Origin of the sequence: Exiguobacterium acetylicum DSM 20416 (genome assembly GCF_000702605.1) — a bacterium.
Lineage (GTDB): Bacteria > Bacillota > Bacilli > Exiguobacteriales > Exiguobacteriaceae > Exiguobacterium_A > Exiguobacterium_A acetylicum.
This window is the reverse complement of the sequence record NZ_JNIR01000001.1, coordinates 2,501,020-2,527,082: the sequence shown is the minus strand read 5'-3', so window position 1 is coordinate 2,527,082 and position 26,063 is coordinate 2,501,020. Positions and strand designations below refer to the sequence as shown.

Here is a 26,063-nt window from a genome sequence, read left to right as displayed (position 1 = left end):
TTCGTGGATGACAAACCGATGTCACCCTGTCATGCAATTGACTTGCGAAAAATCATCAAAAGATTGTTTGAAGAGGCATCTTTCGGGAAAAATCTATATGTAGTATCTAAGATGTTGTTTTAAAGTGAGAGGGTGTACGTAGTATGTTCGGTTTCGGTGATTTATGGAAATTCTTTTTATCGTTCTTTTTACTTTTGCCTATCGTGACATTGATTCATGAGATGGGGCATTACTTTTTTGCCCGATTATTCGGTGGAAACATGGAAATCAATATTGGGTCAGGAAAATCGTTGCTTCGTGTCGGTCCAATCCGCTTGAATCGTATCTATTTCTGGGATGGCTGGTGTCAATATGAGGCATTACGCAATGAGTCGAAATTCGCTAACATACTCGTTTATGCTGGCGGATCGATCGCAAACTTGGTGAGTATCTTAGTCGTGAACGGTCTCATTTATGCCGGTGTATTCGAGGCATCGATCTTTACCTACCAATTTGCATATTTCTCATTTTATTTCGTCTTTTTCTCACTCTTCCCGATCGATCACCCTAATGGTTATCCGAGCGATGGGAAAGCGATCATCAATGTCTTCCGCTACGGGAAATCAGATTATCATCCACAATCCTAAACGAAGATTAAAGCCTCCTTCCATCATATAGAAGAGAGGCTTTTTACTTAAGAATCTGATTCGCTAGACGAATCAGATTCCGTTTTCGCTTGTTCCTGCTCGAGTTCAACGAGCTTTTGAATCAGGATATGGCGTGGCATATGCATTAACTGCTCAAGTGGTACGTTCAGACGTTTTGCGAGTTCGACAGCCGTCTCTGCTGATAATTGTAAAGGTTTCATCGTGTTCGTCCTCCTTTTTCCATGAAGTTAGTATAACAGGAGGTGCAAGCCGAGCGCATCAATAGTAGCGAGAAACCGAGAAGGTTGATACCGTATGAAGTAGGAAGTGATGCATATGTATAAACCTGCTGCAGAGCTGTTACTCCATGAATCCGTCTCACTGTTCGATCGAATCGGGGAGGATTTGCTTCTTTTTCGAGATCGCCACGGATTTATGAAATGTGATGCGGATTTAAGACCACTATGGGAAACAGCATGTGCGTATGTTCCATTCTCCTGGTACATTGAGCCAGGCGGTGGACGATTGTTCATCGTATTTGAAGAGTCAGCTTATTTTGGTTTATTGGATTTAGAGCAAGGGCATTTAGATTATATCGCGCGACCCGCTGCTTTTTCCGAAGCATGGTTCAGTAATTTATTCTTGTGGCAAGACGATGAGATTTTCCTGTACACGGCAGAAACAGACGTCATCTGTGTGAACGTTCAAACAGGGGACTGGCGGTACTCAAACTATGGAGAAGCACCGCTGTTCGGACGCTTAGTTGAGCGAGGATATGATACACGATTGACGTTCGAACGATTCATCGCACCTACGACGATCATCTCCTATGATGATCTACAAGAACGGTATGTGATTTGGGATGCCGCGACGAACCAGGAATCGATCATTCCTTTTTCGGATTATGCGGAGTACTCGCTCGTTGACCACCGTCACCAATTGTTTTCGATCACCGATTCATCTCGCTTTTACTTGTATGAGAAGAGTCAGCTGAAATATAAGTTCGAGGGATGTCATTCCTCTGTTTTACTCAAAAGTGTGTTGCTCGATGAAGAGGCGCGACGTCTTGCGATCGTATCGACATCGGCGACATTCGGCAACACATGGGTTCAAATTTTCCAAAAGACGTAATGAAACATCCTTTTCGCTTTTCAGCAAGAAGGATGTTTTTTGTACGTTTTATACAGAAAGGGGACGCATCATGGAACGGCTTGGTCATCTGATGAGTACGTATTTTCGAGGAGTGTTGATCGTTTGGGCGATCCTGCTCGTCGTGCTTGGGTATTTCGCCTATCAATTACCCGATCGGCTTGAAGGAAACGGATTTACACGTGACGGGGACTTTCAACGCGTCGAGACCGTACTCGATCAAGACTTCGGTCAGGATCCGCATACGATCATCGTCCTATTTGAAAATCAAGAGAATCTACAACAAACGATGGTGCAACATGTCGAGCGCTTCCGTGATATTAATGGCGTCGGAAACGTCATTGGTCCCGTCGAAAATCCGCGAGCAATTCGTGACGATAAAGGATACGTGACGGTCGGTGTACCGACACTTGATGCGAAATGGGCAGCTGCGGTCACGCGTCAACTGGATGACACTGGAACAATTCGACTGACCGGTGAACCGGTCGTCGTCGATGATTTGAATACAGCGTCCAAAAATGACCTCATCCGGGCTGAGTTGATTGGAATTCCGGCAGCATTGATCGTCTTGCTACTCGTTTTTGGTACACCGGTTGCGGCGATTTTGCCGTTGATCATGGGTCTCGTTACTTTTATCTTTGGTGCCGGTGTTCTGTATTTCGTTGCCGGACAACAAGAGTTATCAATCTTCGTCTTGAATGCGGTCGCGATGATTTCGCTTGCGCTCGGAATTGATTTTTCGTTGTTATACGTCAATCGATTTCGCGAAGAACGGCAGGACGGACAAGATATTCGGAAAGCAGCAATCCGTTCGGTCGAGACGGCAGGACGTTCGATTTTATTTTCCGGAATCTGTGTCTTCGTCGGACTCGCTGGATTGTTATTGATTGATGTGGATGTCTTCCGTGCTGTTGCGATCGGGACGCTCGTCTCGGTCCTCGGGGCAGTCATCAGTGCGTTGACACTGCTGCCGGCACTATTGATCGTCTTCGGGACGGTGCTAGAGAAAGGGCGACTCTTCCGGCAACGAGCCGGTCGTAGTGAAGATCGTTGGCGGCGCCTCGCTCGTTTCGTCATGAATCGGCCGGTCGCAGTCACGATTCTATCTTTATTACTTCTTTTGCCTTGTTTATTGCCGTTACGTGACTTGACGTTGAACATTCCGCAAGCGACTGCTTTACCAGAGTCGTATCCATCGCGTCTCGCTTTTGAGTCGTGGGAAAAAACATTTGGAAACGATGGAACAGATGCCGTCCTCATCTTGTCTGCCGATCCTGCGTCAGAGGTGGGACGAGAAAAAATCGAAGACGTGACGATTCGACTCGAGTCAGATCCGAAGGTGCGTTCCGTCGTATCCGCCGCAACGATTGCCGAACAGCAACAGATTCCGCTCGAACAGTTACTCGCGGTTCCCGCCGGACGCGATGCACTGAAGCCGTTTCTGTCAGAGAACAATCAAGCACGGATCGGCGTCAATTTAAAAGGGGATCCGGGGGATGCTGCTTCGCAAGACTGGGTGCGAAACATGCAAGCGGACGGTTATCTTGTCGGGGGACCGGCAGCCTTCAATCAAGAAATTTATGACGCCATCGAATCAAAACTCCCACTGGCAGTCGGTGTCGTCGTTTTGGCAACGTTCATCATCCTGCTGATTGCGTTCCGATCCATCTTGATTCCCATCAAGGCAATTCTGATGAATTTGCTTAGCCTAGGGGCAACATTCGGATTACTAGTCATCTTGTTCGAGTCCGGCGCAGTTCTTCCGCAGGAGACGATTGGTATTCTGACACCGGTCTTCATCTTCTCACTCGTCTTTGGTTTATCGATGGATTATGAAGTGTTCCTCGTCTCGCGAATGGAAGAATATTATGACGAGACAGGCGATAACGATTACGCGACCGAGATGGGTCTTGCGAAAACGAGTAAGATCATTACGTCTGCAGCCTTGATCATGATCGTCGTCACTGGGGCGTTTGCCTTCACGGGCGTCAGTCCAATCAAACAACTGGGCGTCGGTATCGCACTTGCGATTTTTATTGATGCCACGATTGTCCGGATGCTGCTCGTTCCCGCATTGATGAAGCTATTTGGTCACTGGAACTGGTGGTGGCCGGGTGGACGTCGTAAAGCAATTCGCAAGTGACACATCGCGTAAGCACATCAGTAGCTATTCGAAGGAAGACGAGCGTATACTGTCGATATTCAGTTCAAGAAATTAGAGGAGGCACTTCACTCATGGCAACTCAAGCAATGTTTGAACCATTTACATTACCAAACGGTGTGACGCTGAAAAACCGCGTCTTGATGGCACCAATGACAAACTATGCAGCACAAGAGAACGGCGAAGTATCGGATGCGGAACTCGCGTACTACGCAGAACGTTCAGGTGGCGTCAGTGCGGTCATTACAGCGTGTGCGAATGTCACAGCAGACGGTCAAGGATTCCCGAATGAATTCGGTGCGCATCGTGACGATCTCGTTCCAAGTCTGAAGCGACTCGCAAAAACGATTCAAGATAAAGGCGCAAAAGCGATCTTACAAATCTTCCACGCTGGTCGTATGGCACCACCAGAACTCGTCGGTGGACAAACAGTTAGTGCAAGTGCTGTCGCACCTGTACGTGAAGGGGCAATGACACCTCGTGCACTAGAGGCGGAAGAAGTTGAAGCAATCATTGAAGCATTCGGTCAAGCGACACGTCGTGCGATGGAAGCTGGATTTGATGGTGTTGAGATTCACGGTGCGAACACGTACTTGATCCAACAATTCTTCTCACCACACTCAAACCGCCGCGATGATAAATGGGGCGGTAGCTTAGAAAAACGTCTCGCCTTCCCATTAGCAGTCGTAGATGCAGTCGAAGCTGTCGCGAAACAGGATCCTTCGTTCATCGTCGGATACCGTTTCTCTCCAGAAGAGATCGAAAATCCAGGAATCACACTCGATGACACGATGCGTCTCGTCGATGAGCTGGCGAAAAAAGATCTCGATTACTTGCACGTTTCAGTGATGGACTTCTTCGCAGGTTCGATTCGTGACGAAAATGAAACGACATCACCAATCACACTCGTTCAAGAACGGGTTGGCGAACAAGTACCTGCCATCGGTGTCGGATCGCTTCACACAGCGGACGAAGTCGAACAAGGTTTGGCTGTCGTTCCAATGATCGCCCTCGGTCGTGAACTGATCATGGAACCGAAATGGGTTGAGAAAGTTGAAGCAGGTGACCTTGCGTCAATCCGGACAGAACTTGATCCAGAGGCACAAGCAGAACTCGTCGTTCCAGATGCATTATGGGCAGGCATCACAAGTCGTCCAGGCTGGTTCCCGATCAAACAAACAAGCAAATAATTGAACACCATCAAAAAGCACTCTAGATCTCATGTCTAGAGTGCTTTGAGACTGAAGACAAAGTGCAATTGTTCTCTAACGAGAAGGATTGCACTTTTTTTGTTCGTCTCGAATCGTTTTCCTGGGACAAGCATCGCACCGCTTCGCTACAGGGTCGCTCTTGCTTGTTTTTCACTAGGAAGCGATGTCGAGTGAACAAAACGCTTCTCTGATCTTTCTTCCAGGTATCAAAAGAATGACGCGTTACACGCCACTCCTACAGGAAAAAGCGCAATTTTGCGCTGTCAGAGACAAACGAGACCCGTTTTCCTGCTCGAATGGAGCGGGAAAACTGGCTTGTGTCTCGCCTGAGGAAAGGGCGTGAAAAGACGCGTCATTTTTTGAAGCTACAATCTGAAAACACTTTAGATCCCGTGTCTAGAGTGCTTTTTTGTTTAATAGGCAACCTGTCCCATCCGAACGCCACAGAACGTATGCAAGGTGACCGGATCCTGTAGATTCGTTCGTTCCAACATATCGTTTAAGAGTAGGGCGCAGACGTAGGCATCTTCTTTCGCGTCATGATGTTGAAAAGAGACGTTGAGGAATTCTGCCATCGTATTCAATCGATGGTTCGGCAACCATGGATACAGTTTGCGGGATAATTTGACCGTGCAGCCGTACGTGAAAGCGGGCATCTGGTACATATCGTATTTTTGAATCGCTTTCTGAAGCGCCCCCATATCAAATGATGCATTATGGGCAACGACCAGTTGAGCACCTGCGATTAAATCGTATAAGCCATGTGCTTCCATCGCTTCAGGTAACGTCGGTGCATTGAAGACATCACTCGGACGAATTCCATGAACCCGGATGTTTCCGGCATCGAAGTTCTCTTCTGGATTGATTAAGACCTGTTTACTCTCCGTGACGCGACCGTTGGAGAGAACGGACCAACCAAACGCACAAATGCTTCGGCTATTCCGATTTGCCGTTTCAAAGTCAATCGCTAATGTATACATGCAACAGGCTCCTTTCTGTCATTCACTAGTAACAGAATACATGTTCGTATTATAGAAGTCCATCAAAAAAGACCATCTGCAAGGCAGACGATCTTAAATCCATTCCAGTCACTTCGCGGTGGCGACTTTTTGTTCCTCTGCGACGTATTCCTCCGGTTTAAATAACAGAACGCGATCTTTATAAGCGAAGACAAGGGCTGTCAAGACAGCCATCGCATCAGCGATCGGGAAAGCGAACCAGACACCCTTGACACCGAAGAACAGGGGCAAGATCAGAACGAGTGGAATCGTATATAACGTTTGGCGTGACAAGGACAAGAATAAAGCGACTTTTGCTTTAGCGAGCGATTGATACATCCCGTTGATAATCATTTGAATTCCGTAGACGAACGATAGAGCGAATAAGATACGCATCGCACTCGAGCCTTCCTGTAGAAGTGTCGCTTCTTCCGTGAACAAGCCGACCCAAAAACGAGGGAACAATTGAATCAGTAACCACAAGCTAATCGATAACGATAAGCCATAACGGATTGCCAACTTGATGGCAAGAGACATCCGGCTAAATTGCCGAGAACCGAAATTATACCCGACGATTGGTTGCATCCCTTGCACGATCCCCATGATCGGCATACCGACGAGCGCCATGAACTTATTGATGACCGCAAACGTCGCTAGTTCTGTCGTACCCCCGTACCGGACGAGCATATGGTTGACGGTGATGAACAGAATCGATTGGGAGACCTGCATGATGAACGACGATGATCCGATTTGCATCATCCGAAACGTTAAACGGAAATCGGGTTTGAAAGCATTTCGATCGAGTGTTAACCCCGTTTGCCGACGTTTCGTAAAGAAGAATCGGAAAACAAGTGCAGCACCGACGATTTGCGCAACAACTGTTCCGAGTGCAGCACCTTGAATGCCCCAATCAAGACCAAAGATGAACAGGGGGGTCAAGACGATGTTGATCGCAACCGTCGTCAGCATGACGCGCATCTGATAGTTCGCACGTCCTTCTGCGCGGAGCATCGCACTTGACGCCATCGTCAACATGAAGAAAGGTGATCCGATCAAGAGGACGCGTAAGAAATCGATACTATACGGCATGATCTCATCTGTCGCTCCAAAGAGACGAAGTAACGGTTCGACGAAGATGAAAGCACTGATGATAGCGAGCATACTGATGAAGAAAACCGCGATCAAGACGTTTGCATAAGCACGACTAGCACCATCCGTTTGTTTTTGACCGAGCCGTTGTGATGCAATTGCAGCACCCCCGATCCCGATCGAGTTGGCGATTGCCATCAATACGAGCTGGACGGGGAAAGCGATTCCGACGGCGGCGACGGCAGCCGTACCGATGCCTTGGGCGACAAAAATCGTATCGACGATATTGTAGAGTGCCGTGACGAGCATCCCGACCATTGCCGGTAAGGAGAGACTAAGTAAGAGCTGATTGACAGGTGCTTCACCCAGGCGGGCAGTGTTTTTATTCATGGAAGGAGAGCCTCCTTTTTTAGACAAGTGGTAAGTAGGGTTTTACTCAGAGTAGTCGCTTCTTTGACGAGATGCAAGAAATCACTCTAGTCAATGTGTTTGTTCCATGAAAAAAGGATGCGCCATGAAGCGCATCCGATAGAACTAAATTTAAGATGGTGTAGGCAAGTACCCTTTCGAGTACTCAAAAGCAATGAATAAAATGGCACCGAGCGCCAAGTAAGCGAGAAGCGTGATCGTTTGTTGTTTTTTCGGCATCTGGTGATACTGGACTGACTCTTCAGCGAGTCGGAGCGGTTCGATCCGCTGATCGATTCGACGCAACAACGCATCGTAGTCGTTCGCAGCATCATATTGATACCGTAACAAATCGTCGGCTTCCTGACGTGCCTCTTCCGGACTCGCTTGTCGCAAATCCTGTAAATCGAGACGAAGCGACCAAGCAATCGGATCGTACGTACTTTCGACCGTTTGTTCTTCCTCCACTTCCGGTGCAAGAGCGACTTCAGCGTTTGCACGTTCTTGCTCCGCTTTTGCGCGCAAGACGCGTTCGCGTGCAGCACGGTAAAGCATCAAGGTCGACCGGTTCTCTTCGTATTGTTTTGCGAACTTATACCGTTTCCAGACAGCACTGCCGCCGAAGAAAGCGATCAAGAGCAGAATCAAGCTGAAGTTCGTGATACCGTAAGCAATTAAGGCAGCAAGTCCCGCAACCCAAACGATGATCGGAAGTCCCGCAAGAATCCGTCCACCGTCAAGCGGACTGACAGGAAGTAGGTTGAAGAGATTCAACAGAGCCCCGAGGTGGAAGATGACGAGCCAGAAGTCATTTCCGGTCACGGCATATCCAATCGCAAGCGGAATCAGGGACAAGAGACCCGCGAGTGGTCCACCGTACGCAAGAATCGCTTCTTGTTTTGGTGTCCGGAACGTATCTTTGATCCCGATGACAGCTCCCATGAAGGGTACGAAAATCGCAGGACCCGTTTTAAAACCGAGTCGTTTAGCGGCGAGTAGATGTCCCATCTCATGAATGAATAGGAGATAAAGCAATCCGACCCCGAACCAGACGCCAAATACTTGAGCGTAAAAGAGAAGCGAAACTCCAAACGAAATCAGAGTGCCTCCAAACTTCGAAAATTTCAATAAGGCAAGGATGACCTTTCCTTTTGTTAAGAGAAAGGCGCCGGCAACAGCAAGCCCACCCCAACGTTTTTTAGCCATCGTGAAATTCCTTCTTTCATCATGTGACGTTCATCCTTAAGTGTACGACACAAATGTAGAAAAAGTTTCATTTAGACTGCTCGGGAATTAGATAGAAACAACTACCATCTGGCTGACGCGCTTCACTACCGACCTGAAAATGATGTGTCGTTGCAAGCGCAGCAGCAATCGACAATCCGAGTCCACTTCCTGAACGGTCGCGTGCTGTATCGAGTCGGTAAAACCGATCGAATAACCGGGCACGTTCTTCGTCCGTTAGAGATGTTCCACGGTCAAGAACAGTCAGACGTTCTTGACGAAGATGCAATTCGGGTGAAGTGGCATACTTCAGGGCATTATCGATATAAATCGTCAAGATGCGTAACACCGCTTCGCGATTCGCCCGGATCGTCCCAGAGGCATCAACAGGGATGATCGTTCCTGTCGCATGATACATCCGATCAGCGAGTTCGCTACCAAGTTCCGCTAAGTCGATCGCTTCGACAGACGTTTCCTCATAACCGAGACGCGACAATTCGAGCATGGGTTCAATCAATGTCGTCCGCATCGCGTGCGTCTCCTGCAAGATGTGTTCAATCGATTCATCGAGGACGTCCGGCTTCGTTTTGCCCCATCGTTTTAACAATTGGGTATAGCCCTCGATGACCGTCAATGGTGTCTTCATCTCATGTGAGACATCGGCGACGAACTGCCGTTGTTGTTCCATCGTCTGATCGACACGACCAATCATCTGGTTGAAGACGCGACCGAGGCGACCGATCTCATCATCGCGTTCGGTCTGCACGGTCTCAAGCGTACCGGAAGACGAAATCCGTTGCATCGTATCATTCAGTTGCCTGAGCGGGCGGAGCGTCTGATACGCAATCCAGAAGCTACTGATGAACGCGATGACGATGCCAACGACCAACACGATGGTGAAGGTCAAGACGAGTGTCGAGACCGTATCATCGACGCTCTCATCTTCGAACAAATAAGCTTGATCCTGATGGACGATACCGAACCAATCGCCAGACTTGAATGGATCATTCGAACGCGGAATACCGGGGAGGTCACTCGCTTGTACGTCTCCGTTAACGGTAGAAGAGTCATCACCATCTTCATCGTTTGAAATGACCCATCGTCCATCTTCGTTCGATAAGACGACGGAATCTTCATGAAGCGTCAGCAATGCCCGGACCGATGAATCATCCTCCATCAATTCCTCTGCCTGTTCAAGCTGAGTATAGCGGGATTCAATCAGGTGACTTCGAACGACAAGGGTGACGACGATGAACGAAAGGAGTAACAAGAGTGTCGTAAAGGCGGTGACGGATAAAGCAAGTTTCGTTCGAAGCTTCATGGAGTCGCCTCCCGTAGCACATACCCAACTCCACGAACGGTCTGGATCAAAGCAGGAGGATGGGCATCGACTTTTTTTCGAAGATAACGGATGTAGACGTCGACGATATTCGTCTCACCGAAGTAATCGTATCCCCAGACGCGATTTAAGATTTGTTCGCGTGTCAGGACATGTTCCTTGTTTTCCAGTAAATACGTCAAAAGTTCGAACTCACGTGGTGTCAAATCGAGTCGTAATTCATCGCGAAATGCTTCGTGTCGATCAAGGTCGAGTATAAGATCGGCGAACTGTAATGTGCGCGATGCGTTATTCGTTGAAGTCGGAGTACGTAGTAACGCCCGGATCCGGGCAAGGAGTTCCTCCATCTCAAACGGTTTCGTCACATAATCATTCGCACCAAGATCGAGTCCTGCGACCTTATCGTAGACTTCCCCACGTGCTGTGAGCATAATGACGGGGACGTGAATGCCTTTCCCACGGAGCCTGCGCAACACCTCGAAGCCGCTCAGCTCCGGCATCATCACGTCGAGTAAGACGAGATCAACCGAATGCTCAGCGGCAGCGAGACCATCTTTTCCGTTGGGGGCGACACGTGTCGCGTACCCGGCATATTGGAGTTCGAGTTCAAGGAGACGTGCAATTTTCGCATCGTCCTCAACGATTAAGATGGTGGTTGGCATAAACATCCTCCTTTAATGATCATTCATCGATTTCTGTCACTTCGTCTGACGCGTTTAACTCAAGTTTAACGGAACCACCGACTCGGACGTCATCATCTTGCTCCATGTTCGATGCACGAGAGTACGATTTTTGCGCACCATTCTGTTCGATGACGATCTCTTGATTCGTTATTTTAGCGAGCGTGCCGCGGACTTCTTGTTCCCGTGCATCGTCACGGTCTTCGTCGCGTGTAGCATTACGATCTTCGTTGTCATCTTCCCGATCAAGCTCACGAACTTGACCGTCTGCATTCAATTCGATTTTCACGATATCCCCCGATTTCGCAGCGTCGCGTTCCGCACGATCCGCAATCGCGTAGACTGTCTCTTGTCCATCTTGTTCGAGTGTCAATTCACTTTGTGATAGGGCACGAAGGATGCCGTACCGTTCATTCGCATCATCCGATGAATCATCTGAGCGATTGCCATCGTCCTCTCGGTCATTCCGATCATCTTGATCTTCTCGCTCAAGTTCCGTGATTTGCTGATTTGCATTCAAATCGATTTTGACCCAATCGCCTTCTTGTACGGCTTCGCGTTCGACTGACGAAGCAAAATCATACGTCTGAGTGTCACCGTTGACATCGATCGTCATCGAACGATCCGATAGTTTCTGTAATGTACCTTCGATTTCCTGATCGTCACGCATGGAAGCAGGAAGCTTTTGTTCGACTTGGCGCGAAGCAGCTTCGACTTTTTGCTCTGCCTGCTGTGAAGTGGTGACCGTCGAGTTGACGAGAGAGTGTCCCGGACCTGTGAAGAGTAGGAACGCGCCGGCTCCTGTTAATACTGTACCCGTTACGGCAAGTGTAGCGATTCCTTTTTTGAAGCGTTTATTCCCTTTATCTGTTCGTTTTTCAGTCATGATGATGTCCTCCTTTAGTAGTGGCTGTTGTTCTTATACATAGAATAACCAGACCACGTGAAAGGAAGCTGAGGAACAGATTAGAATTTGATGAGAATTAGATTGTTTTAATGATTCGGGCGGGATTTCCACCGACGACGCTGTTTGCCGGTACATCCTTGACAACGACACTTCCTGAGGCGATGACAGCATTATCTCCGATCGTCACACCGGGATTGATGACCGCGCGTCCACCGATCCAGACGTTATTCCCGATGACGACCGGTTTTCCGAATTCATAACCGCTGTTGCGCTCGACAGGATCGAGTGGATGGGTCGCAGTATAGATATGTACTCCTGGAGCAAGCATGCAGTTGTCACCAATCGTAATCGGGCAAATATCGAGCAAGACACAGTCATAATTGGCATAAAAGCGAGCCCCTAACGTAATGTTGTAGCCATAATCACATTTAAAGGTCGGTTCAATGTAAAAGTCGACTTGCTCTGTTTGGAATAATTGTTGAAGAAGTGCCTTCCGTTTAGCCCTATCATGGACACTCAATTGATTGAACTCATAGCAGAGTGATTGTGCCCGGATGCGGTCAGCCACGAGTTCCGGATCTTGTGCTAAGTAGAGTTCCCCTTGAATCATTTTTTCTTTTTCAGTCATTTGATTCACTCCTTCATCGTTATTACTCTCATTAGACTAAATGGTACCTCGTGATGCAACTGATATCCCGTTAAGACACGCAAAAACAGGATAGCCGAAGCTACCCTGTCGAGATTCAAACCTTATGCCAATTCGATTCCGCCTGTGACACCATAGATTTGCGCCGTGACATAGCTCGCAGCGTCTGAAGCGAGGAAGACATAAACATCCGACAGTTCGACCGGTTGACCACTTCGTTTCAGTGGTGTTTCCTGTCCGAACTCTGGAATGTTCTCGCTTGGCTGACCACCCGAGATTTGAAGCGGTGTCCAAATCGGACCAGGTGCGACGGAGTTGACACGGATTCCTTTTGGCGCGACTTGTTTAGCGAGTCCACGCGTGAACCCGTTGATGGCAAACTTCGTCGATGCATAATCCAAGAGGTTCGCGCTTGGGTTGTATCCTTGAACGGATGTCGTCGTGATGATCGAAGCCCCTTCCTTCAAGAGTGGCAAGGCTGCTTTGACGACCCAGAAGAGAGAGAAGACATTGATTTCGTATGTTTTACGTAATTGCTCCGTCGACAGGTCGAGAATGTCTTCGACAGCTTGTTGTTTACCTGCGACAAGTGCCAAAATATCGAGTCCACCGAGCGATTCGTGTGCTTCTTTGACGAGTTGTCCACAGAACGCTTCATCACTTAAATCACCAGGTAAGAGATATGCTTTTTGTCCCGCTGCTTCAACGAGTGCTTTGACCTCTTCAGCATCCTGTTGTTCCTCCGGTAAGTAGTTGAGCACGATGTCAGCTCCTTCACGAGCGTAGGCGATGGCTGCTGCTCGGCCGATGCCGGAGTCGCCACCCGTAATCAGTGCTTTTTTGCCGATCAATTTGCCGGAGCCTTTGTAACTCTCTTCTCCACAATCGGGAACAGGTTCCATTTTTGCTTGAACCGCTGGTGCGTCCTGATATTGTTTTGGAAAATCGTCATTGAAGTATTGTGTTAACGGATTTTTCGATGCAGCCATGTAAACATTCCTCCTGAAAGTTGGTTTTGGTATAGGTTGTATGTTCCCTCAACAGGTCGGATTAAACGTTTCTGATGGTAGTAAATTTGGAAATTGATGGTTTACACTAGAAAAAGAGGAGTGTGAAGAAGATGATTGCTGGACTGTATGAAGCCCATTTACCGGTCAAAGAACTCGAACGATCGATTGTCTTTTACGAAAAATTGGGTCTTGCATGTGCGTTCCGAAATGAACACGTCGCTTTCTTTTGGATCGAGCACGGCAAGAGTTGGTTAGGACTATGGAAAGCCGGTCAAGTCGAGTTACCGTATCATCCATCGATTCGACATGTAGCGTTTCGAATGGTGCAAGAAAATATCGATAAAGCACAGGACTGGTTAAAGGAGAGGGGCATTACCGTTCGATCCGCCTTTGGTGTAACGGCAGCTGATCAACCGCTTGTTCTTGATAACCATCCACATGCGCACGCAGCAATCTACTTCGAGGATCCAGATGGCAATTCGCTCGAATTGATCGCACCGTTACGCTTTGACATGGAAACAGTGAATGGCACGATGCCGTATCATGACTGGCAAGAAGTATACGAAAAATGAATGAGAATAAACGAAAACAAGCAACGGATGATCCGTTGCTTGTTTTATTTATCTGTGATTCGTTTAAACACGAGCAGATTGGCGCTCGTTCATCGCTTGTAGAGCTGCTTGGTTCAGCAAGTTCCACGGTTTGTTGTAGTGCGGTTGGAAGAAGAAGTCGACGAAAGCGAGCTCTTCAAGTGTCATATCATTTTGAATCGCGACAGAAAGTGTATTCATCGCTTGTGTCAAATCCACTTTCGAGATAATTTGTGCACCGACGACACGATGAGTTTCCGTCTCGAAGACGAGTTTCAATTGGACGTCTTCTGCTGTTGGCATGAACTCTGGGCGATACGCATCTGTGACCGTCGTGCTGCTCACTTCAAGTCCGAACAAGGGTGCCGCTTCTTCTGTCAAACCAGTCGACGCGATGTTCAAATCATATAGGCGAAGACCTGATGTGCCTTGTGTTCCTTGGTAACGAATCTTTGGTGCGCGTAAGTTTTTACCGATCAATGTTCCCATCCGGACAGCATTTGTTGCCAGCGGGATATAGGCATGTGTCCGAGCTGGATTGTAATAGACAGCACAGCTGTCACCAGCAGCAAAGATGTTCGGGTTGCTCGTCCGCATGTAATCGTCAACGATGATGGCACCGTTCGGTAGCATGTCGACTTGACCTTTTAAGAGTTCCGTACTTGGGCGGAAACCGACACAGAGAATGACGAGATCCGTTTCGAACGTTCCTTTGTCTGTCACGACGTGTGTCACAGCACCGTTTTCTCCTTTGAAGCTTTGGACGGTTTGTCCGAGTTCGAGGCGAATACCGCGGTCTGTCAATTCACGTTCGATGACGTCAGTGAATGAGCGGTCGAGGTATTTGTTGAGAATGCGATCCGCACTGTCGATGAACGTGACGTCTTTTCCGTATGCTTCAAACGCTTCAACGAGTTCAGCACCAATATATCCTGCACCAACGACGGTGATCCGTTGTGCATCTGTCGCTTTTTCAATGATTGTTTGAGCGTGGTGATAGTTTTTACAAAGCTCGATTTGATTCAACTCGATGCCAGGAAGCATCGGAATGATTGGCCATGATCCTGTCGTCATGATGAGTTTATCGTACGTATCGTGAACGACTTCACCAGTCATGAGGTTTTTCGCAACGATCGTTTGGCGTTCACTATCGATTTCAAGCACATCATGTTTCAGACGCATCTTAGCGCCGAGTTCAGCGAGTTCACTTGGTGATGAGTAGAAAAGTGATTCCGCATGTTTGACGACACCACCGACGTGAAGCGCGATTCCACAAGAGAGAAACGATACATTGTCATTCCGCTCATAAACGGTGATCTCGACGTCTTGTTGTGAAGCGAGTTCTTTGACTGCTGCTGTTCCTGCGTGTGTACATCCGATGACTGCTACTTTCATGGGTAAAGTCTCCTTTGTGTTTTGTTTGTGATAAATATCACATTCATTTGATATACTTAGTGTAATCCTTCACAAGATCGTTTTCAAGTAGTTTGTTCAATATTGAGCATAATCTTGTCTAAATTGTGAATGAGTGAGCAAAACTGTTTGGATTATGTGAAGAATGCGTAAAACTGTTTTAGTTACTGAAATTCGGGTTATAATGAAAGTAGATTTTTAATGAAGGGGTGGAAACCGATGGATACCGAGAGGACCAATCATCTATTCGGCTTACCTGATTTTTAGCAGTACCGGTCATAACGAACAGACGGTAATGGCTTATAAAAATCAGGGAGAGCGAAAATAGATGAATACCCAAACGGGACGTATAAAACCTCTCCCACGATGTAAACGGGAGAGGACAATAAAACATGAAACGAATCGCAACCATCTTAACCGGAACGCTCATCATGGCGTTTGGTTACTACACATTGAATGAACAGTTCGGATTAGCAGAAGGCGGCTTCATCGGATTATCGTTGCTAGGTCGATACTTTTTTGATATCAATCCTTCAATTTCGATGATCGTGCTCGATATTCCATTTTTCATTGGTGCTTTGTATTTCAAAGGAAAACGCTTTGTCAGTGAAGCGTTACTTTCAGCAGGTGCGTTATCAGTCTTTTATGAAATGTGGCACCGACTTGATTTGTTCCACTTTCCAGAACAAGCTTGGCCAGCGACGCTCATCGCAGCGATTGCTAGCGGAATCGTGACCGGATATGGTCTCGGACTTGTTTTGAAAAGTGGAGCGGCAACAGGTGGAGACGATTTGCTATCGATGGGACTCAGCAAACTGACAGGTCTATCGATCGGAACAATCTTGTTCGGACTCGATGCCATCGTGTTAATCATCTCACTCGTCTATCTGCCGCTCAGTTTAACGTTATATACGTTACTGGCTGTAGCAATCGCTGGACGTGTCGTTGCTGTCATGACACGGGAGCCTGTCATCGTACCGGTACCTGTCGTTCAAAAAGTCACGCAGTGAAACGGATGAATGTCTAAAAAAATCATGTATCGGATTCGACATCGTCGAGTCCGATTTTTCAGGTTTATTGATTAGAAAAATTCAAAGGAGAACGACTAGATGATTCGACAAGCATATGCTTCTGAAGCACAACAGATTGCCCCGTTGATTGAGCAAGCGATTCATGAGATTGCTGAGACATTGACGGGAACGACAAAGCGGGAGGAAGTTTTAGAGAGACTCGCGTACTTTGTCGCTGAAACAGGAAACCGACTGAGCCATGAGAACATCCTCGTGAAAATCATCGAGGGTGAAGTAGCGGGAATCGTCATTGCGTATGCCGGGACGGATGCGGAACAACTCGACGAACCGATCAAAGCACAACTGAAGCGCTGGACGGGTCGCGATGTCCAGATTGATGTCGAGACGGAAGGTCCAGTCTATTACCTGGATACTTTATCGGTTGACGCGCGTCATGGTGGAAAAGGAATTGGAACAGAACTATTGCAGGCAGCAGCGGAAGAAGGGGAAAAACGAGGACTACAAGCGTTCACCTTAAACGCTGATCAAACGAATGCCGGGGCACAGCGACTGTATCGTCGTCTCGGCTTCGAACCGATTCGGACGATTGAAATTAGCGGCGGTACCTTTGATTATATGGAACGTCGTTACGATACGCAGCAATGAAAAAAAACCATGTCGATCCCCACGGTGTCATTCGGGAATCGACATGGTTTTTCGTATGCATGCAGTTGTGTCATCAAGGCGTTAGTTGATACAGCATCGCTTGCGCGTCTTCCGGTTCGTAGCGGGCATCACTCGTGAAGCGAACGATTTGTTTGACGTTTGGTCGCACGCCTTGAGCGTGGAAGCGCTCGAGCAATCGACCGGTCACGTAACTCTGATCGGATTTTGGTTCTGCGTTCCATTTACTGATTGATCCGATCGGAACGATCGCGGCATCCGGTCGTTCGGACTGGAATTGGCGAGCTTCCTCGTCGGTAAAGACTGTCGCGCCGATTGGAAGAGTCGCTACGTAACGCGCCAGTTCAATCGTCGCCGGGGGACGCGTGGCTTGATCGTTCAACGCGAGGCTACCGATCGTCAACTGAACGACTAAAAATGGTAGATACATCTGTAACGGAAGCTGACGGATCAACCAGATGAGTAGCAATAGGACAAGCGGTAAGACATGACGGGGTTTATCGATGTTTTGTCCGAGCCAGACCCAGACGAAATAGAGTCCAGCCGTCGCTCCCCAAGCGACATCGACTGTCCAACGTTTCCGTAAAAACAGCAGCAGTCCAGACACTAGTCCAATCCACGTGCCATAACCGATCCCATGCCAGAAGAGTTGCTGAAGTGTTTGAACGAATCGTTGGAGGATGGATGCATCATCGGTCTGAGCAGAACCACCCCAATCGGAAAAATGACCGCTGACGAAACGGAGTGACAGTTGAAGAAACGAATAGGGTCCACCGACGGAAAAGGCGACCGGGAGCAACCAAGCCAGTTGCGCCAGAACAAGGAGCGCACATTCGGATAAGAGTTGCCAGTAATCCTTTCGTACTTGCCACAGCAAGACAAGCAACATAAAACCAAACGGCGCATAGGACAGTCGAGTCGCCATCAGTAAACCGAACAGAAGATACGGAAGCCAGCGACGAATCTGATGTCGGGCGCGTTCGATGCTCCAGCCGTACCAGACGAGTAGTCCGAGGGCGAGTCCATCTGACATCCCGGTTGCAGCGAACGTCACGAGTGAGGCAGTGGAGAGAACGGTAAAGGTAGCGATCAGCCGCGTCGTATCATACGCATGACGGCGGAACAGCCAATAGAGTGGCAAGAGGGCACTTGCCAGTCCTAATGTGGAGACGAGTCCAAGTGCTTTGACAGGTATCATCAGTGGCAGAAACAGATTGGCAAATAAGATGAAAAAAGGATAACCCGGAAAATGCGGGCGTAAATCAGCCAAATCATAATCAGTCACAGCGAGCGTGAAGTTCGCGATATCGTAGCTCGCGATGAATGGACTGACGTAGGCAATCCGCAAACTGATCCAGCCACCGATGAATAGCAACGTGATCCAAAAAAGCGATCGTCCACGCGGACGTGAACGATCGCTTCGGACGGTCAAGAAACCTCCTGTAAGGACTTCGATGACTTCGATGGTTTGTTTTGACGGAGCAACATCCAACCAGCAAAGGCGAAATAGCCCCACCAAGCGACGACTTGTTCGAGCGATGGGTTATGGCTGTATCCGAACATCGCGCCCATGAACGTTCCGATCTGTCCACTGATCAACGTCGAATTCCCGGTATCGCGCAAGTATTGCACCTGATCGATGTAGTGCTCCGGCATGAAGCCGACGATGTTATACACAGCAGCTGGTGTGCCGTCAGCATTCATCAAGAGACTACCGAGCAAACCAAGATCTTGGAAGCGTCCGATCGTTTGGACGAGCATGCCGGCTGCGATGAAGAGAATCAATACGCCCGTTACTTGGAAGAAGCGTTTGACGGGAATCTTCATTGAGCCGGAAACGAATAAGTATCCGAAGATCAAGGCGAGTAACAGACCGGAAACCGCACCGTAACTCGTCAGGACTTTTTCGATTTCCCCACCTGAGATGGCAGCGAAGAAGAAGACTGTCTCAATTCCTTCTCGAACGATGACGAGGAAGGAGTGGATGATCATCGTGATGGCACTACCCGTCGAGACGGCAGCGGCGACCTTCGCTTGGGAGGCTTTTTGATTCTCTTTCGCTTCCTTCCCCATCCAGAGGACCATGTGTGTCAAGAGCAGGACGGAGACCATCATGATGCCGAGACGGAGATACGTATCGCTTCCGAAGCTCGCAAAACTCGTAAAGACGACTTGGAACAGGAACGCGACACCAAGGCTAGCGAGAAGTGCCAACCCGACACCTGCGTAGACCCACTTTTTATATTGTGGAGCGTTCAATCGATCGAGATAACCTAAGATCAACCCAACGATGAGAACAGCCTCGAGACACTCCCGAAGTGTAATCAAAAACGCTTGAAAATCCATCTGTCTTCCTCCTTATGAGCGGCGTTTCTTCTTCCATTGACCAATGACGACGATGACGATGAGTACAACGACGAGTCCGAGCGCAATCAATTTCCAAATCGCGTCCGTTCCGAACGTTTGACCGAGGAAGGAGTCTTCTTCCGTGAAGACGCCTGTTTTTTCTTCACCCGGCAGGACGAAAAGAGGCGTCAACGTATCTTCGATCATCGTAATGTTTTTCTTGAAGGATTCTTCATCACTCGCTTTTTTCCCGACCCCAAACAGACCAGGATTTCCGAGTGCCTTTAATGATTCATCAAATGCAGTATACACGTCATCGGATGTTTGTGCATCCTTGCTTTCCTTTACGTAAGGTGCGAGCACATCATACGTGCCACGGGCTTTCGCGAGTAAGAGTTTCGCTTGACCGAAGTCCTCGAACTGCTCTTCAGCAAAGTGCAGGCGACGTTCGATATTTTGACGGAGAGCGACACGATACGCTTGCTTTGCAGCCTCGGCATCTTCTTGTTCGAGAGCCGTGTCGATCTTCGCTTTCGCTTCAGGGAAATACAGTTTGAATTCTTTATCATAGGCGGCAAGCGTCTCTTTCGCAAGCGCATAATCCTTGGCATCGAGTTGTTCTTCAAATTGTTTATACGCTTCCGCAAAAGCTTCCTTTCCTGGGTCTCCGTAACTATAAGCAGAAACCGTGGAAGTGCTCACGAACAGTGAGAGTAGGAGGAGCGGTAGCAAGAGAAGGCGTTTCATCCGAGGTGCTCCTTTCGTTCCATGCGTTCTTCAACGCTAAGCTGTGTGATCGGTCGTCGCCACTCCCGGTAAATCGCTGGGAGGACACGTTGGACATAATTCAGACGGATAAAAGACTTTCCTGCTTCCCGGACCCGATAACGGATCGGGACTTCGTGAAGGCGGAAGCCTTTTCGGACGAGATTGAGAGTTAAGACTTGGGCATAGTTATAATCGTGAATGATCTCAGCATGGTGACACGCTGCGCGTGAAAAAGCACGCATTCCACTTTGACCATCATGGATTTTACGTTTCAATAAAAGGCATTGCAACCACGTGAAGACATGATTACCGATATAGCGATAGAGCCGCATCCCGTCTACGGTACCGAGGAAGCGGGAACCGAATACGTAGTCGGCTTGATCGTGTAAGATCGGTCGGACGATATCCGGAATTTGATCGGCCGGATATTCGTTATCGGCATCAATCATGACAGCAACATCAGCGCCGAGTTCGTAGGACTGGCGGAGTCCTTCCCGGACTGCAGCGCCGAGTCCTTGATTCTGCTCGAACCGATAGACATGTGCGCCGTGTTGACGCGCGATCGTACTCGTCGTATCCACTGAGCCATCGTCGATGACGAGGATCTCGACGGGAATGCCGTCAATCATATCCGGGATTCGTTTTAAGACGAGCGGGAGTGACACTTCCTCATTGTGGGCCGGTAAAAAGACGATGATCTTCATTTAGACTTCGCCTCCTTGAACGCTTCTGTCAACAGCACACCACGGCTATCGTACGGGATGTCTGCCCCTAGGACTTTTGTGATCGTTGGTCCGAGTGACAAGATATGGCGGTGCGTATCCACTTTCAGACCAGCATGAACGTTCTTACCATACATCCAGAACGGAACGAACCGTTCGCCTTCATCCAAGTGACCGTGTCCACCGATCCCGTCCGCTTGACCGTGATCCGCCATGACGATGAGTGTCGCATCCTCGAGTTTACCAAGGCGATCGAGTTCCTCACAAAACTCGGCAAGGAGCGCATCCGCTTCCTCGATTTTTTCGACATACTCGGAATAGAGGGTGCCTCGACTATGTCCCGTTTGATCCGTTCCGATCAGCTGGATCGCCAGTAAATCCGGATCCTCTTCATGAACGATTTGTTTAGCACGTTCTACGATATTTCGATCCGCGACATCGTTATGCATGACCGCCGTGACGGTCCGTACGTCGGTTGAACCGAACGCATCGACAAGGTGTGCGATGCCAAGGATTTTTCCTGATTTATCGACGGCACGGAGACGGTCGAAGACGGTATCTGTTTTAACGCCGGTCGTGTTCCAGACCATGTTCGAATGAATGCCGTGATCTTCCGGGCGAGCACCCGTGAACATCGAACTGAAGCAGACGACAGTCCGGGCAGGGTAGACAGTCTCCATATTCGTATATTCCGTTCCTTCCTGACGCAATCGTTCGAGAAACGGCGTGTTTGCTGCCATGTAGCGATCTTTACGCATCCCGTCGACAATCAGGACGTAAACTTTTTCTGAAGTCGGAAGATTGGCATCTGCCGTCATTGCCTCGGGCAATTTCGGTTTCCAGTCGAACAGATAGTGATGTAGGATCCATGCAAAGACGAACAGTCCGAGTGGGAACCAGACGAATGTCATGTCGAGCGACGATGCGTCACTTGCCGTCCACCAGTACATGAGCAACAGGGCAACCTTAGGCAATTGCTCTTGTGCGTTACCACTCGTTGAATCGCTATTCTTCAAGACGAGTTTCCAAAAACGCGTGAAATTCGTCCAACGTGTTCCGATTCGGAGATGATAATAGATCGTTCCCCAGAAAAAGACGGTGAAGAAGAAATAGAGACCCGCACCATAGGCGAATAAAGGCAAATAATCCACATTCGTACCCCGAAGGAACAGCCAAACGATGACTGGAATCCAGAGGTAGTTTCGTAAAAATAACGGAAAGTCATAACGCCAAAGCAAGATGAATAAAGGAAGCGTCACGATGAAACCAAGACCAGCTTCTGCGAGTGGCATCTGCGTCCATAAGGCGTACGTCAAGAAGACGCCGATCGTAAAAATGGGTGTGAAGGGTTTTCCTTCATTGAGTAAGTTCCAGGCGCGTGCTGCGACTTTTTCAAAGCGAGAAGCACTTTTCATCGTCTTCCTCCTTTCCAATCAGTGTATTTGAGCTGACGAACCAACAACCGAAGCGTAGCCGGATGCCGCGTTAAAACGTACAGCGGAATAAGAAAAGCAAAGGCATATTTAAAGAAGTGCGTCATCAAGGCAACGTCGTACGCATGGGCAACACCGGCTTGCCGTAACACTGTACCCATCGCGAGTTCGTACGTACCGAGTCCACCCGGCGTGAACTGGATCACACCGGACAGGACACCGGCACTCATGGCGATCAATGTCGTTGGAAAGGACACATCGACACCTGCTCCTTGCAAGAGGAGGAAGACGGCGAGTGCCTCGACGGCCCAAGCGAACGTTCCGAACAGGACGAGCGATGGGAGATGCGGGACATGTCGACGTAACACGAGCAATAACGCGGTGGCAAGGAGCGCAACGAGCAAAACGATCGGATGAAACAACCAACCGATCAAAATGAAGGTACACAGAACGATCAAGTCAATACTTCGTTGTAAGACGAAGATCGCGCTCGTCTGCTTCCAGGGACTTCCGACAGCTCTCGCCGTCACGAGTCGGATCATCTCTCCCAGTTTGACTGGTGAGAGGTGATTGATCGTCAGTCCGAGATACAGGCTCGACAGGTATACAGCGGTCGGTGCACGTTTTGAGTCAGCGCGGCGCCAGGCGACCGCCCGTAAATAAAAGGCAATCGCATACGTCAAGGTCGCAAGGATCGTCCAGGGACTCTTGAATAAAGCTTCGATATACCGATAAGAGACCGGTAACTCCAAGAAAAAACGGAGCAGTAAAAAGATAACGAGTCCGGTAAGTGTCAGATAAAGAAGCGTTCGGATTAGCGGTTTTGATGCCACGAAATCACCTGCTCCAGTCCAACATCGATCTCGATTGACGGTTGGTAACCGAATGCTTCTTTTGCAGCCGTCGTATCACTCCATGTCATCGTCACGTCCCCGCGTCGTGCAGTTTGAGTCTGCACAGGCACATCAAACCGTTGACCAATCCGTTCAGCTAGAGTGCGAACGGAGACCGGCTGATTCGCGCCGAGGTTATACGTTCCGACTGCACGAGCCAGTAACGCCTGTTCCATTCCGCGGGTGATGTCATCGATATACGTGAAATCACGGATCGGATCACCAAAGACGATAAGTGGTTCTCCGCGTAGTGCCTGTTCAATGAAACGAAACAGTGCCATGTCGGGACGACCCGAAGGACCATAGACAGTAAAGAAGCGAAACAGCGTCACGTTTAAATCATATAAATGAGCATAAGCATGACAAAAGCTTTCGGCACTATACTTGGCTGCCGCATAAGGACTAGCGACGTGTCCCGTTGCCTGATCTTCTTTTAGCGGACCAGTCTGTTCCCCATAAACGGAAGAAGAAGACGCGAAAAAGACATGCGGCGTGCCATGTCTTTTTGCGGCTTCTAACAAGGTCACCGTCATATCGATGTCCTCACGAATATAGTGATGCGGTTCTTCGAGCGAACGAGGAACACCAGGCAGTGCTGCGAGATGGAAGACAGCGTCGAACGATGTCTCCATCCAGGTGTCGAGATCATGATGAACGTCACCCGTCGTAACGGTAACGCCGGCACGTCTTAATTCAGCTGCTCGTTCTTCTTTTAACTGGACATCATAGTAGTCCGTGAAAGCATCAAGTACATGGACGGTATGTTGCTGCTGGAGCCGGAGGGCGAGGGCGGCGCCAATGAAGCCGGCACCTCCTGTGATTCCGATATTCATCTTATCCCTCCGTTTCCATTTCCTTCTTAGTTAAGTGGTTCGAGTGCGTCTGTGATCCGTTCGCCTGTCGTTTCAGCCTTGACGTCACCTTTTTCGACGAGTGCGAACCATTCGTTTGCGTCTTTTGCGACTTGTGCTGCTTTTTCTTTACCGAGACGGTTCTCAAGCGTCGGTTTCATCGCAACGACGAACATGTTCGCTTCCATTGCTTCTACACGTGCTGTATCGACGTCTTTCTTCTCGATCGCTTCTTGTGCCTCTTCATGATAACCGTCGACTTTTTCCGTCAACGCTTTTGCGAACAATCCTTCGATTTCTTTGTAAGAGACGTCAGCTGGCTTTGTTTTTGAGAAATCATAGCGCTCTTTCAGCGTTTTGACAGCTTCTTCGTCTCCGCCTGCTAATGATTCTTCGATCGCAAGGAGGAAACCATATCCTTCTGCTTGCTCCATTTGTAATTCTTTTTCATCCGTACCTGCTTTTGCTCCATCCTCGATTTTTTGTGCGTAACCGAGTGCAGCTAAATAGAAGGAACGATAAATTGATTTATCTGTCACTTGTTTGGCGACGTTGAAGTCACCGATTTCTTTCGCATCGATGGCTTCTTGCTGCGCTGCAAGACCTGATGTGATCGCTTGAGCGATGGCGTCTTCGTTTTTGAAGCCGTAACTCGCGTCGCGTTTTTCTGCAGTCGGGATGAAGACAGTCTTCGCCATTGCTTCGATATCCTTAAGTGCTTCTGTTGCAGCTTCTGGTTTACCGGCGACGAGTGCTTCTTCGGCTTTTGCTTGTGTTGCTTTTTGTAATTTATAGAAATACGATTGTAGACCTTTATCAACGAGTTGACGAGCGATGTTCTCATCGAGATCCTTTGCTTCCACACCTGCTAAAGCAGACTGGATGACTTGTTCGATTTCTGGTGCTGTCGTCTCGACACCACCTTTTAGTTTCGATTCATAACTTGTCGTGACCATCTTCCAATCGATTGTTTGTCCTTCTTTTGCTTTGTCGAGTTCTGTTTTGATTGAGCTGAAGATCGTCAATTCATCTGTCAGTGTCGTTGCAGCAATCCCCGCATCTGCTGATTTTGTTTCGGTCGACTGTTCCGTTTTCTCTTTTTTCGGTGCAGTCGTATCCGTTTCATTCGAACCGCAGGCAGCCAAGATACCAGCTACCATGAAGATAGAAGCTACTTTTAAACGTTTTTTCATAACCGTGATTCCCCCAGAAGAATTAATAAGACGTTTTCCGTCATGTAGTCGTTTTCACAAATCTAACTATAGCGAGAATAATTCTCATTGTCAATTGAACTTTAAAGAAAAAAACGGCTTCGGAGCAGGGCTCCAAAGCCGTTTTAAATGAGAAATTAGAACTGTTCGTACAGTTTTGTCAAATACGTGTAGACTTCGTCTGATGCTTGGAACATCATGACAGAATGTCCGAAGATCGCAGCTGGGTTGAAGCCATGATCGAGATCGATCGTTGATGCGATCGTGACATCACGGTCGCTGTCGAGAACGACGCGGAAGTATTTGAACTCTTGGTTGAAGTCGTTGATGGCGTTAAGGATCGGGAGATCCTCGACACCGTCTGGTACGTGTGTCACCGTACGAGCGAACAATTCGACATCTGTCGTCGTTTTACTGAAGACGATCATCATCATCGGTTCTGCTCCAGCAGGTGTTTTTTCTTGTGTCATGAAGAAGACGTGTGTCTCATTTTCACGCGCTTCCATTGGAATCCCTTTTTCAACGAGGAAAGCTTGGAAAGCTTCCAAGTGTTGTTGCTGTTGTGGCGCGATTCCTTGCTCGTTTGTTTCGGGTTGACGATCTTGGTGAATCGGTGTCACTTTATTGTTCTCGTTTGATTCGTTCGAGTTACGTTCCTGGTCCATTGCAAAATCCCCCTTTATATACTATAAAT

The 26,063-nt window shown here is 48.5% G+C and carries 26 protein-coding genes; 7 read left to right on the top strand and 19 right to left on the bottom strand.

Features of this window, described 5'->3' with window-relative positions; genetic code table 11:
- Positions 1 to 143: 143 nt before the first annotated feature.
- Positions 144 to 626, top strand: a complete 483-nt coding sequence (locus tag P401_RS0113375; RefSeq protein WP_029342882.1) for a site-2 protease family protein — start codon at positions 144 to 146, stop codon at positions 624 to 626.
- 47 nt (positions 627 to 673) lie between these two features.
- Here P401_RS0113375 and P401_RS18365 read toward each other — a convergent pair whose 3' ends face one another.
- The gene (locus tag P401_RS18365) at positions 674 to 847 is read right to left on the bottom strand and encodes a YycC family protein (RefSeq protein ID WP_069940077.1); all 174 of its coding nucleotides are present in this window, start codon (positions 845 to 847) and stop codon (positions 674 to 676) included.
- A 115-nt stretch (positions 848 to 962) separates the two neighbouring features.
- Here P401_RS18365 and P401_RS0113365 point away from each other — a divergent pair, with 115 nt between their 5' ends.
- The 3 genes from P401_RS0113365 (at position 963) to P401_RS0113355 (ending at position 5,126) form a co-directional block, all read left to right on the top strand.
- Positions 963 to 1,757 (top strand): hypothetical protein, encoded by a 795-nt coding sequence (locus P401_RS0113365; RefSeq protein ID WP_081834749.1) that lies wholly within the window; start codon positions 963 to 965, stop codon positions 1,755 to 1,757.
- A gap of 70 nt (positions 1,758 to 1,827) precedes the next feature.
- Positions 1,828 to 3,918 carry an MMPL family transporter gene (locus P401_RS0113360; protein ID WP_029342880.1) on the top strand — a complete coding sequence of 697 codons (2,091 nt, stop codon included), beginning with the start codon at positions 1,828 to 1,830 and terminating at the stop codon, positions 3,916 to 3,918.
- Positions 3,919 to 4,010: 92 nt separating this feature from the next.
- The gene (locus tag P401_RS0113355; RefSeq protein ID WP_029342879.1) at positions 4,011 to 5,126 is read left to right on the top strand and encodes an NADH-dependent flavin oxidoreductase; all 1,116 of its coding nucleotides are present in this window, start codon (positions 4,011 to 4,013) and stop codon (positions 5,124 to 5,126) included.
- Between the two features lie 434 nt (positions 5,127 to 5,560).
- Here P401_RS0113355 and P401_RS0113350 read toward each other — a convergent pair whose 3' ends face one another.
- The 8 genes from P401_RS0113350 to P401_RS0113315 form a co-directional block, all read right to left on the bottom strand.
- Positions 5,561 to 6,127 carry a 3'-5' exonuclease gene (locus P401_RS0113350; RefSeq protein ID WP_034786131.1) on the bottom strand — a complete coding sequence of 189 codons (567 nt, stop codon included), beginning with the start codon at positions 6,125 to 6,127 and terminating at the stop codon, positions 5,561 to 5,563.
- A 108-nt stretch (positions 6,128 to 6,235) separates the two neighbouring features.
- Positions 6,236 to 7,624 (bottom strand): MATE family efflux transporter, encoded by a 1,389-nt coding sequence (locus tag P401_RS0113345; RefSeq protein ID WP_029342877.1) that lies wholly within the window; start codon positions 7,622 to 7,624, stop codon positions 6,236 to 6,238.
- Between the two features lie 150 nt (positions 7,625 to 7,774).
- Complete coding sequence (locus tag P401_RS0113340) at positions 7,775 to 8,848, bottom strand: site-2 protease family protein (RefSeq protein ID WP_029342876.1); 1,074 nt, start codon at positions 8,846 to 8,848, stop codon at positions 7,775 to 7,777.
- A 67-nt stretch (positions 8,849 to 8,915) separates the two neighbouring features.
- The gene (locus tag P401_RS0113335) at positions 8,916 to 10,187 is read right to left on the bottom strand and encodes a sensor histidine kinase (protein WP_029342875.1); all 1,272 of its coding nucleotides are present in this window, start codon (positions 10,185 to 10,187) and stop codon (positions 8,916 to 8,918) included.
- Positions 10,184 to 10,867: a response regulator transcription factor gene (locus P401_RS0113330; RefSeq protein ID WP_029342874.1), complete on the bottom strand. Its 684-nt coding sequence runs from the start codon at positions 10,865 to 10,867 to the stop codon at positions 10,184 to 10,186. The genes P401_RS0113335 and P401_RS0113330 overlap by 4 nt, the downstream gene beginning before the upstream one ends.
- Before the next feature lie 19 nt (positions 10,868 to 10,886).
- Entirely contained in the window at positions 10,887 to 11,771 is an 885-nt protein-coding gene (locus P401_RS0113325; RefSeq protein ID WP_029342873.1) for a hypothetical protein, read from the bottom strand.
- Between the two features lie 97 nt (positions 11,772 to 11,868).
- Positions 11,869 to 12,420: a maltose acetyltransferase domain-containing protein gene (locus P401_RS0113320; RefSeq protein WP_029342872.1), complete on the bottom strand. Its 552-nt coding sequence runs from the start codon at positions 12,418 to 12,420 to the stop codon at positions 11,869 to 11,871.
- Between the two features lie 122 nt (positions 12,421 to 12,542).
- Positions 12,543 to 13,427, bottom strand: a complete 885-nt coding sequence (locus P401_RS0113315; RefSeq protein ID WP_029342871.1) for an SDR family oxidoreductase — start codon at positions 13,425 to 13,427, stop codon at positions 12,543 to 12,545.
- A gap of 131 nt (positions 13,428 to 13,558) precedes the next feature.
- Between P401_RS0113315 and P401_RS0113310 the strand changes: the two genes are divergently transcribed.
- Positions 13,559 to 14,020 carry a VOC family protein gene (locus tag P401_RS0113310; protein ID WP_029342870.1) on the top strand — a complete coding sequence of 154 codons (462 nt, stop codon included), beginning with the start codon at positions 13,559 to 13,561 and terminating at the stop codon, positions 14,018 to 14,020.
- Positions 14,021 to 14,083: 63 nt separating this feature from the next.
- On the opposite strand, the gene P401_RS0113305 is transcribed toward P401_RS0113310, so the two are convergent.
- The gene (locus tag P401_RS0113305) at positions 14,084 to 15,433 is read right to left on the bottom strand and encodes an FAD-dependent oxidoreductase (RefSeq protein WP_029342869.1); all 1,350 of its coding nucleotides are present in this window, start codon (positions 15,431 to 15,433) and stop codon (positions 14,084 to 14,086) included.
- 410 nt (positions 15,434 to 15,843) lie between these two features.
- Here P401_RS0113305 and P401_RS0113300 point away from each other — a divergent pair, with 410 nt between their 5' ends.
- Both P401_RS0113300 and P401_RS0113295 read left to right on the top strand, forming a co-directional pair.
- Positions 15,844 to 16,461: a YitT family protein gene (locus P401_RS0113300; protein ID WP_029342868.1), complete on the top strand. Its 618-nt coding sequence runs from the start codon at positions 15,844 to 15,846 to the stop codon at positions 16,459 to 16,461.
- Between the two features lie 99 nt (positions 16,462 to 16,560).
- Positions 16,561 to 17,127, top strand: a complete 567-nt coding sequence (locus P401_RS0113295; RefSeq protein ID WP_029342867.1) for a GNAT family N-acetyltransferase — start codon at positions 16,561 to 16,563, stop codon at positions 17,125 to 17,127.
- 73 nt (positions 17,128 to 17,200) lie between these two features.
- On the opposite strand, the gene P401_RS0113290 is transcribed toward P401_RS0113295, so the two are convergent.
- The 9 genes from P401_RS0113290 to P401_RS0113250 all read right to left on the bottom strand — a co-directional run bounded on the left by P401_RS0113290 (position 17,201) and on the right by P401_RS0113250 (position 26,034).
- Positions 17,201 to 18,577, bottom strand: a complete 1,377-nt coding sequence (locus tag P401_RS0113290; protein ID WP_029342866.1) for a glycosyltransferase family protein — start codon at positions 18,575 to 18,577, stop codon at positions 17,201 to 17,203.
- The gene (locus P401_RS0113285; protein ID WP_029342865.1) at positions 18,574 to 19,491 is read right to left on the bottom strand and encodes an FTR1 family iron permease; all 918 of its coding nucleotides are present in this window, start codon (positions 19,489 to 19,491) and stop codon (positions 18,574 to 18,576) included. The genes P401_RS0113290 and P401_RS0113285 overlap by 4 nt, the downstream gene beginning before the upstream one ends.
- Before the next feature lie 12 nt (positions 19,492 to 19,503).
- Positions 19,504 to 20,238: a hypothetical protein gene (locus tag P401_RS0113280; RefSeq protein ID WP_231925665.1), complete on the bottom strand. Its 735-nt coding sequence runs from the start codon at positions 20,236 to 20,238 to the stop codon at positions 19,504 to 19,506.
- The gene (locus tag P401_RS0113275; RefSeq protein ID WP_029342863.1) at positions 20,235 to 20,963 is read right to left on the bottom strand and encodes a glycosyltransferase family 2 protein; all 729 of its coding nucleotides are present in this window, start codon (positions 20,961 to 20,963) and stop codon (positions 20,235 to 20,237) included. The genes P401_RS0113280 and P401_RS0113275 overlap by 4 nt, the downstream gene beginning before the upstream one ends.
- Positions 20,960 to 22,396: an alkaline phosphatase family protein gene (locus P401_RS0113270; RefSeq protein WP_029342862.1), complete on the bottom strand. Its 1,437-nt coding sequence runs from the start codon at positions 22,394 to 22,396 to the stop codon at positions 20,960 to 20,962. The genes P401_RS0113275 and P401_RS0113270 overlap by 4 nt, the downstream gene beginning before the upstream one ends.
- Positions 22,393 to 23,247, bottom strand: a complete 855-nt coding sequence (locus P401_RS0113265; RefSeq protein ID WP_029342861.1) for a lysylphosphatidylglycerol synthase transmembrane domain-containing protein — start codon at positions 23,245 to 23,247, stop codon at positions 22,393 to 22,395. Before P401_RS0113265 ends, P401_RS0113270 begins: the two co-directional genes overlap by 4 nt.
- The gene (locus tag P401_RS0113260; protein WP_029342860.1) at positions 23,229 to 24,140 is read right to left on the bottom strand and encodes an NAD-dependent epimerase/dehydratase family protein; all 912 of its coding nucleotides are present in this window, start codon (positions 24,138 to 24,140) and stop codon (positions 23,229 to 23,231) included. Before P401_RS0113260 ends, P401_RS0113265 begins: the two co-directional genes overlap by 19 nt.
- Before the next feature lie 26 nt (positions 24,141 to 24,166).
- On the bottom strand, positions 24,167 to 25,351 hold the full coding sequence (locus P401_RS0113255; protein WP_029342859.1) for a hypothetical protein: 1,185 nt from the start codon (positions 25,349 to 25,351) through the stop codon (positions 24,167 to 24,169).
- Positions 25,352 to 25,506: 155 nt separating this feature from the next.
- Positions 25,507 to 26,034, bottom strand: coding sequence for a type III secretion system chaperone family protein (locus tag P401_RS0113250; RefSeq protein ID WP_023469644.1), 528 nt, complete (start codon positions 26,032 to 26,034; stop codon positions 25,507 to 25,509).
- Positions 26,035 to 26,063: the final 29 nt, after the last annotated feature.

Excerpts from the sequence above, each read along its gene's own strand:
- P401_RS0113375 (WP_029342882.1), top strand. The coding sequence starts at position 144 with ATGTTCGGTTTCGGTGATTTATGGAAATTCTTTTTATCGTTCTTTTTA.
- P401_RS0113340 (WP_029342876.1), bottom strand. The coding sequence starts at position 8,848 with ATGGCTAAAAAACGTTGGGGTGGGCTTGCTGTTGCCGGCGCCTTTCTC.
- P401_RS0113255 (WP_029342859.1), bottom strand. The coding sequence starts at position 25,351 with ATGAAAAAACGTTTAAAAGTAGCTTCTATCTTCATGGTAGCTGGTATC.
- P401_RS0113295 (WP_029342867.1), top strand. The coding sequence starts at position 16,561 with ATGATTCGACAAGCATATGCTTCTGAAGCACAACAGATTGCCCCGTTG.
- P401_RS0113320 (WP_029342872.1), bottom strand. The coding sequence starts at position 12,420 with ATGACTGAAAAAGAAAAAATGATTCAAGGGGAACTCTACTTAGCACAA.
- P401_RS0113305 (WP_029342869.1), bottom strand. The coding sequence starts at position 15,433 with ATGAAAGTAGCAGTCATCGGATGTACACACGCAGGAACAGCAGCAGTC.
- P401_RS0113285 (WP_029342865.1), bottom strand. The coding sequence starts at position 19,491 with ATGGATTTTCAAGCGTTTTTGATTACACTTCGGGAGTGTCTCGAGGCT.
- P401_RS0113260 (WP_029342860.1), bottom strand. The coding sequence starts at position 24,140 with ATGAATATCGGAATCACAGGAGGTGCCGGCTTCATTGGCGCCGCCCTC.
- P401_RS0113315 (WP_029342871.1), bottom strand. The coding sequence starts at position 13,427 with ATGGCTGCATCGAAAAATCCGTTAACACAATACTTCAATGACGATTTT.
- P401_RS0113330 (WP_029342874.1), bottom strand. The coding sequence starts at position 10,867 with ATGCCAACCACCATCTTAATCGTTGAGGACGATGCGAAAATTGCACGT.
- P401_RS0113350 (WP_034786131.1), bottom strand. The coding sequence starts at position 6,127 with ATGTATACATTAGCGATTGACTTTGAAACGGCAAATCGGAATAGCCGA.
- P401_RS0113300 (WP_029342868.1), top strand. The coding sequence starts at position 15,844 with ATGAAACGAATCGCAACCATCTTAACCGGAACGCTCATCATGGCGTTT.
- P401_RS0113365 (WP_081834749.1), top strand. The coding sequence starts at position 963 with ATGTATAAACCTGCTGCAGAGCTGTTACTCCATGAATCCGTCTCACTG.
- P401_RS0113335 (WP_029342875.1), bottom strand. The coding sequence starts at position 10,187 with ATGAAGCTTCGAACGAAACTTGCTTTATCCGTCACCGCCTTTACGACA.
- P401_RS0113270 (WP_029342862.1), bottom strand. The coding sequence starts at position 22,396 with ATGAAAAGTGCTTCTCGCTTTGAAAAAGTCGCAGCACGCGCCTGGAAC.
- P401_RS18365 (WP_069940077.1), bottom strand. The coding sequence starts at position 847 with ATGAAACCTTTACAATTATCAGCAGAGACGGCTGTCGAACTCGCAAAA.
- P401_RS0113325 (WP_029342873.1), bottom strand. The coding sequence starts at position 11,771 with ATGACTGAAAAACGAACAGATAAAGGGAATAAACGCTTCAAAAAAGGA.
- P401_RS0113345 (WP_029342877.1), bottom strand. The coding sequence starts at position 7,624 with ATGAATAAAAACACTGCCCGCCTGGGTGAAGCACCTGTCAATCAGCTC.
- P401_RS0113360 (WP_029342880.1), top strand. The coding sequence starts at position 1,828 with ATGGAACGGCTTGGTCATCTGATGAGTACGTATTTTCGAGGAGTGTTG.
- P401_RS0113355 (WP_029342879.1), top strand. The coding sequence starts at position 4,011 with ATGGCAACTCAAGCAATGTTTGAACCATTTACATTACCAAACGGTGTG.
- P401_RS0113310 (WP_029342870.1), top strand. The coding sequence starts at position 13,559 with ATGATTGCTGGACTGTATGAAGCCCATTTACCGGTCAAAGAACTCGAA.
- P401_RS0113280 (WP_231925665.1), bottom strand. The coding sequence starts at position 20,238 with ATGAAACGCCTTCTCTTGCTACCGCTCCTCCTACTCTCACTGTTCGTG.
- P401_RS0113275 (WP_029342863.1), bottom strand. The coding sequence starts at position 20,963 with ATGAAGATCATCGTCTTTTTACCGGCCCACAATGAGGAAGTGTCACTC.
- P401_RS0113250 (WP_023469644.1), bottom strand. The coding sequence starts at position 26,034 with ATGGACCAGGAACGTAACTCGAACGAATCAAACGAGAACAATAAAGTG.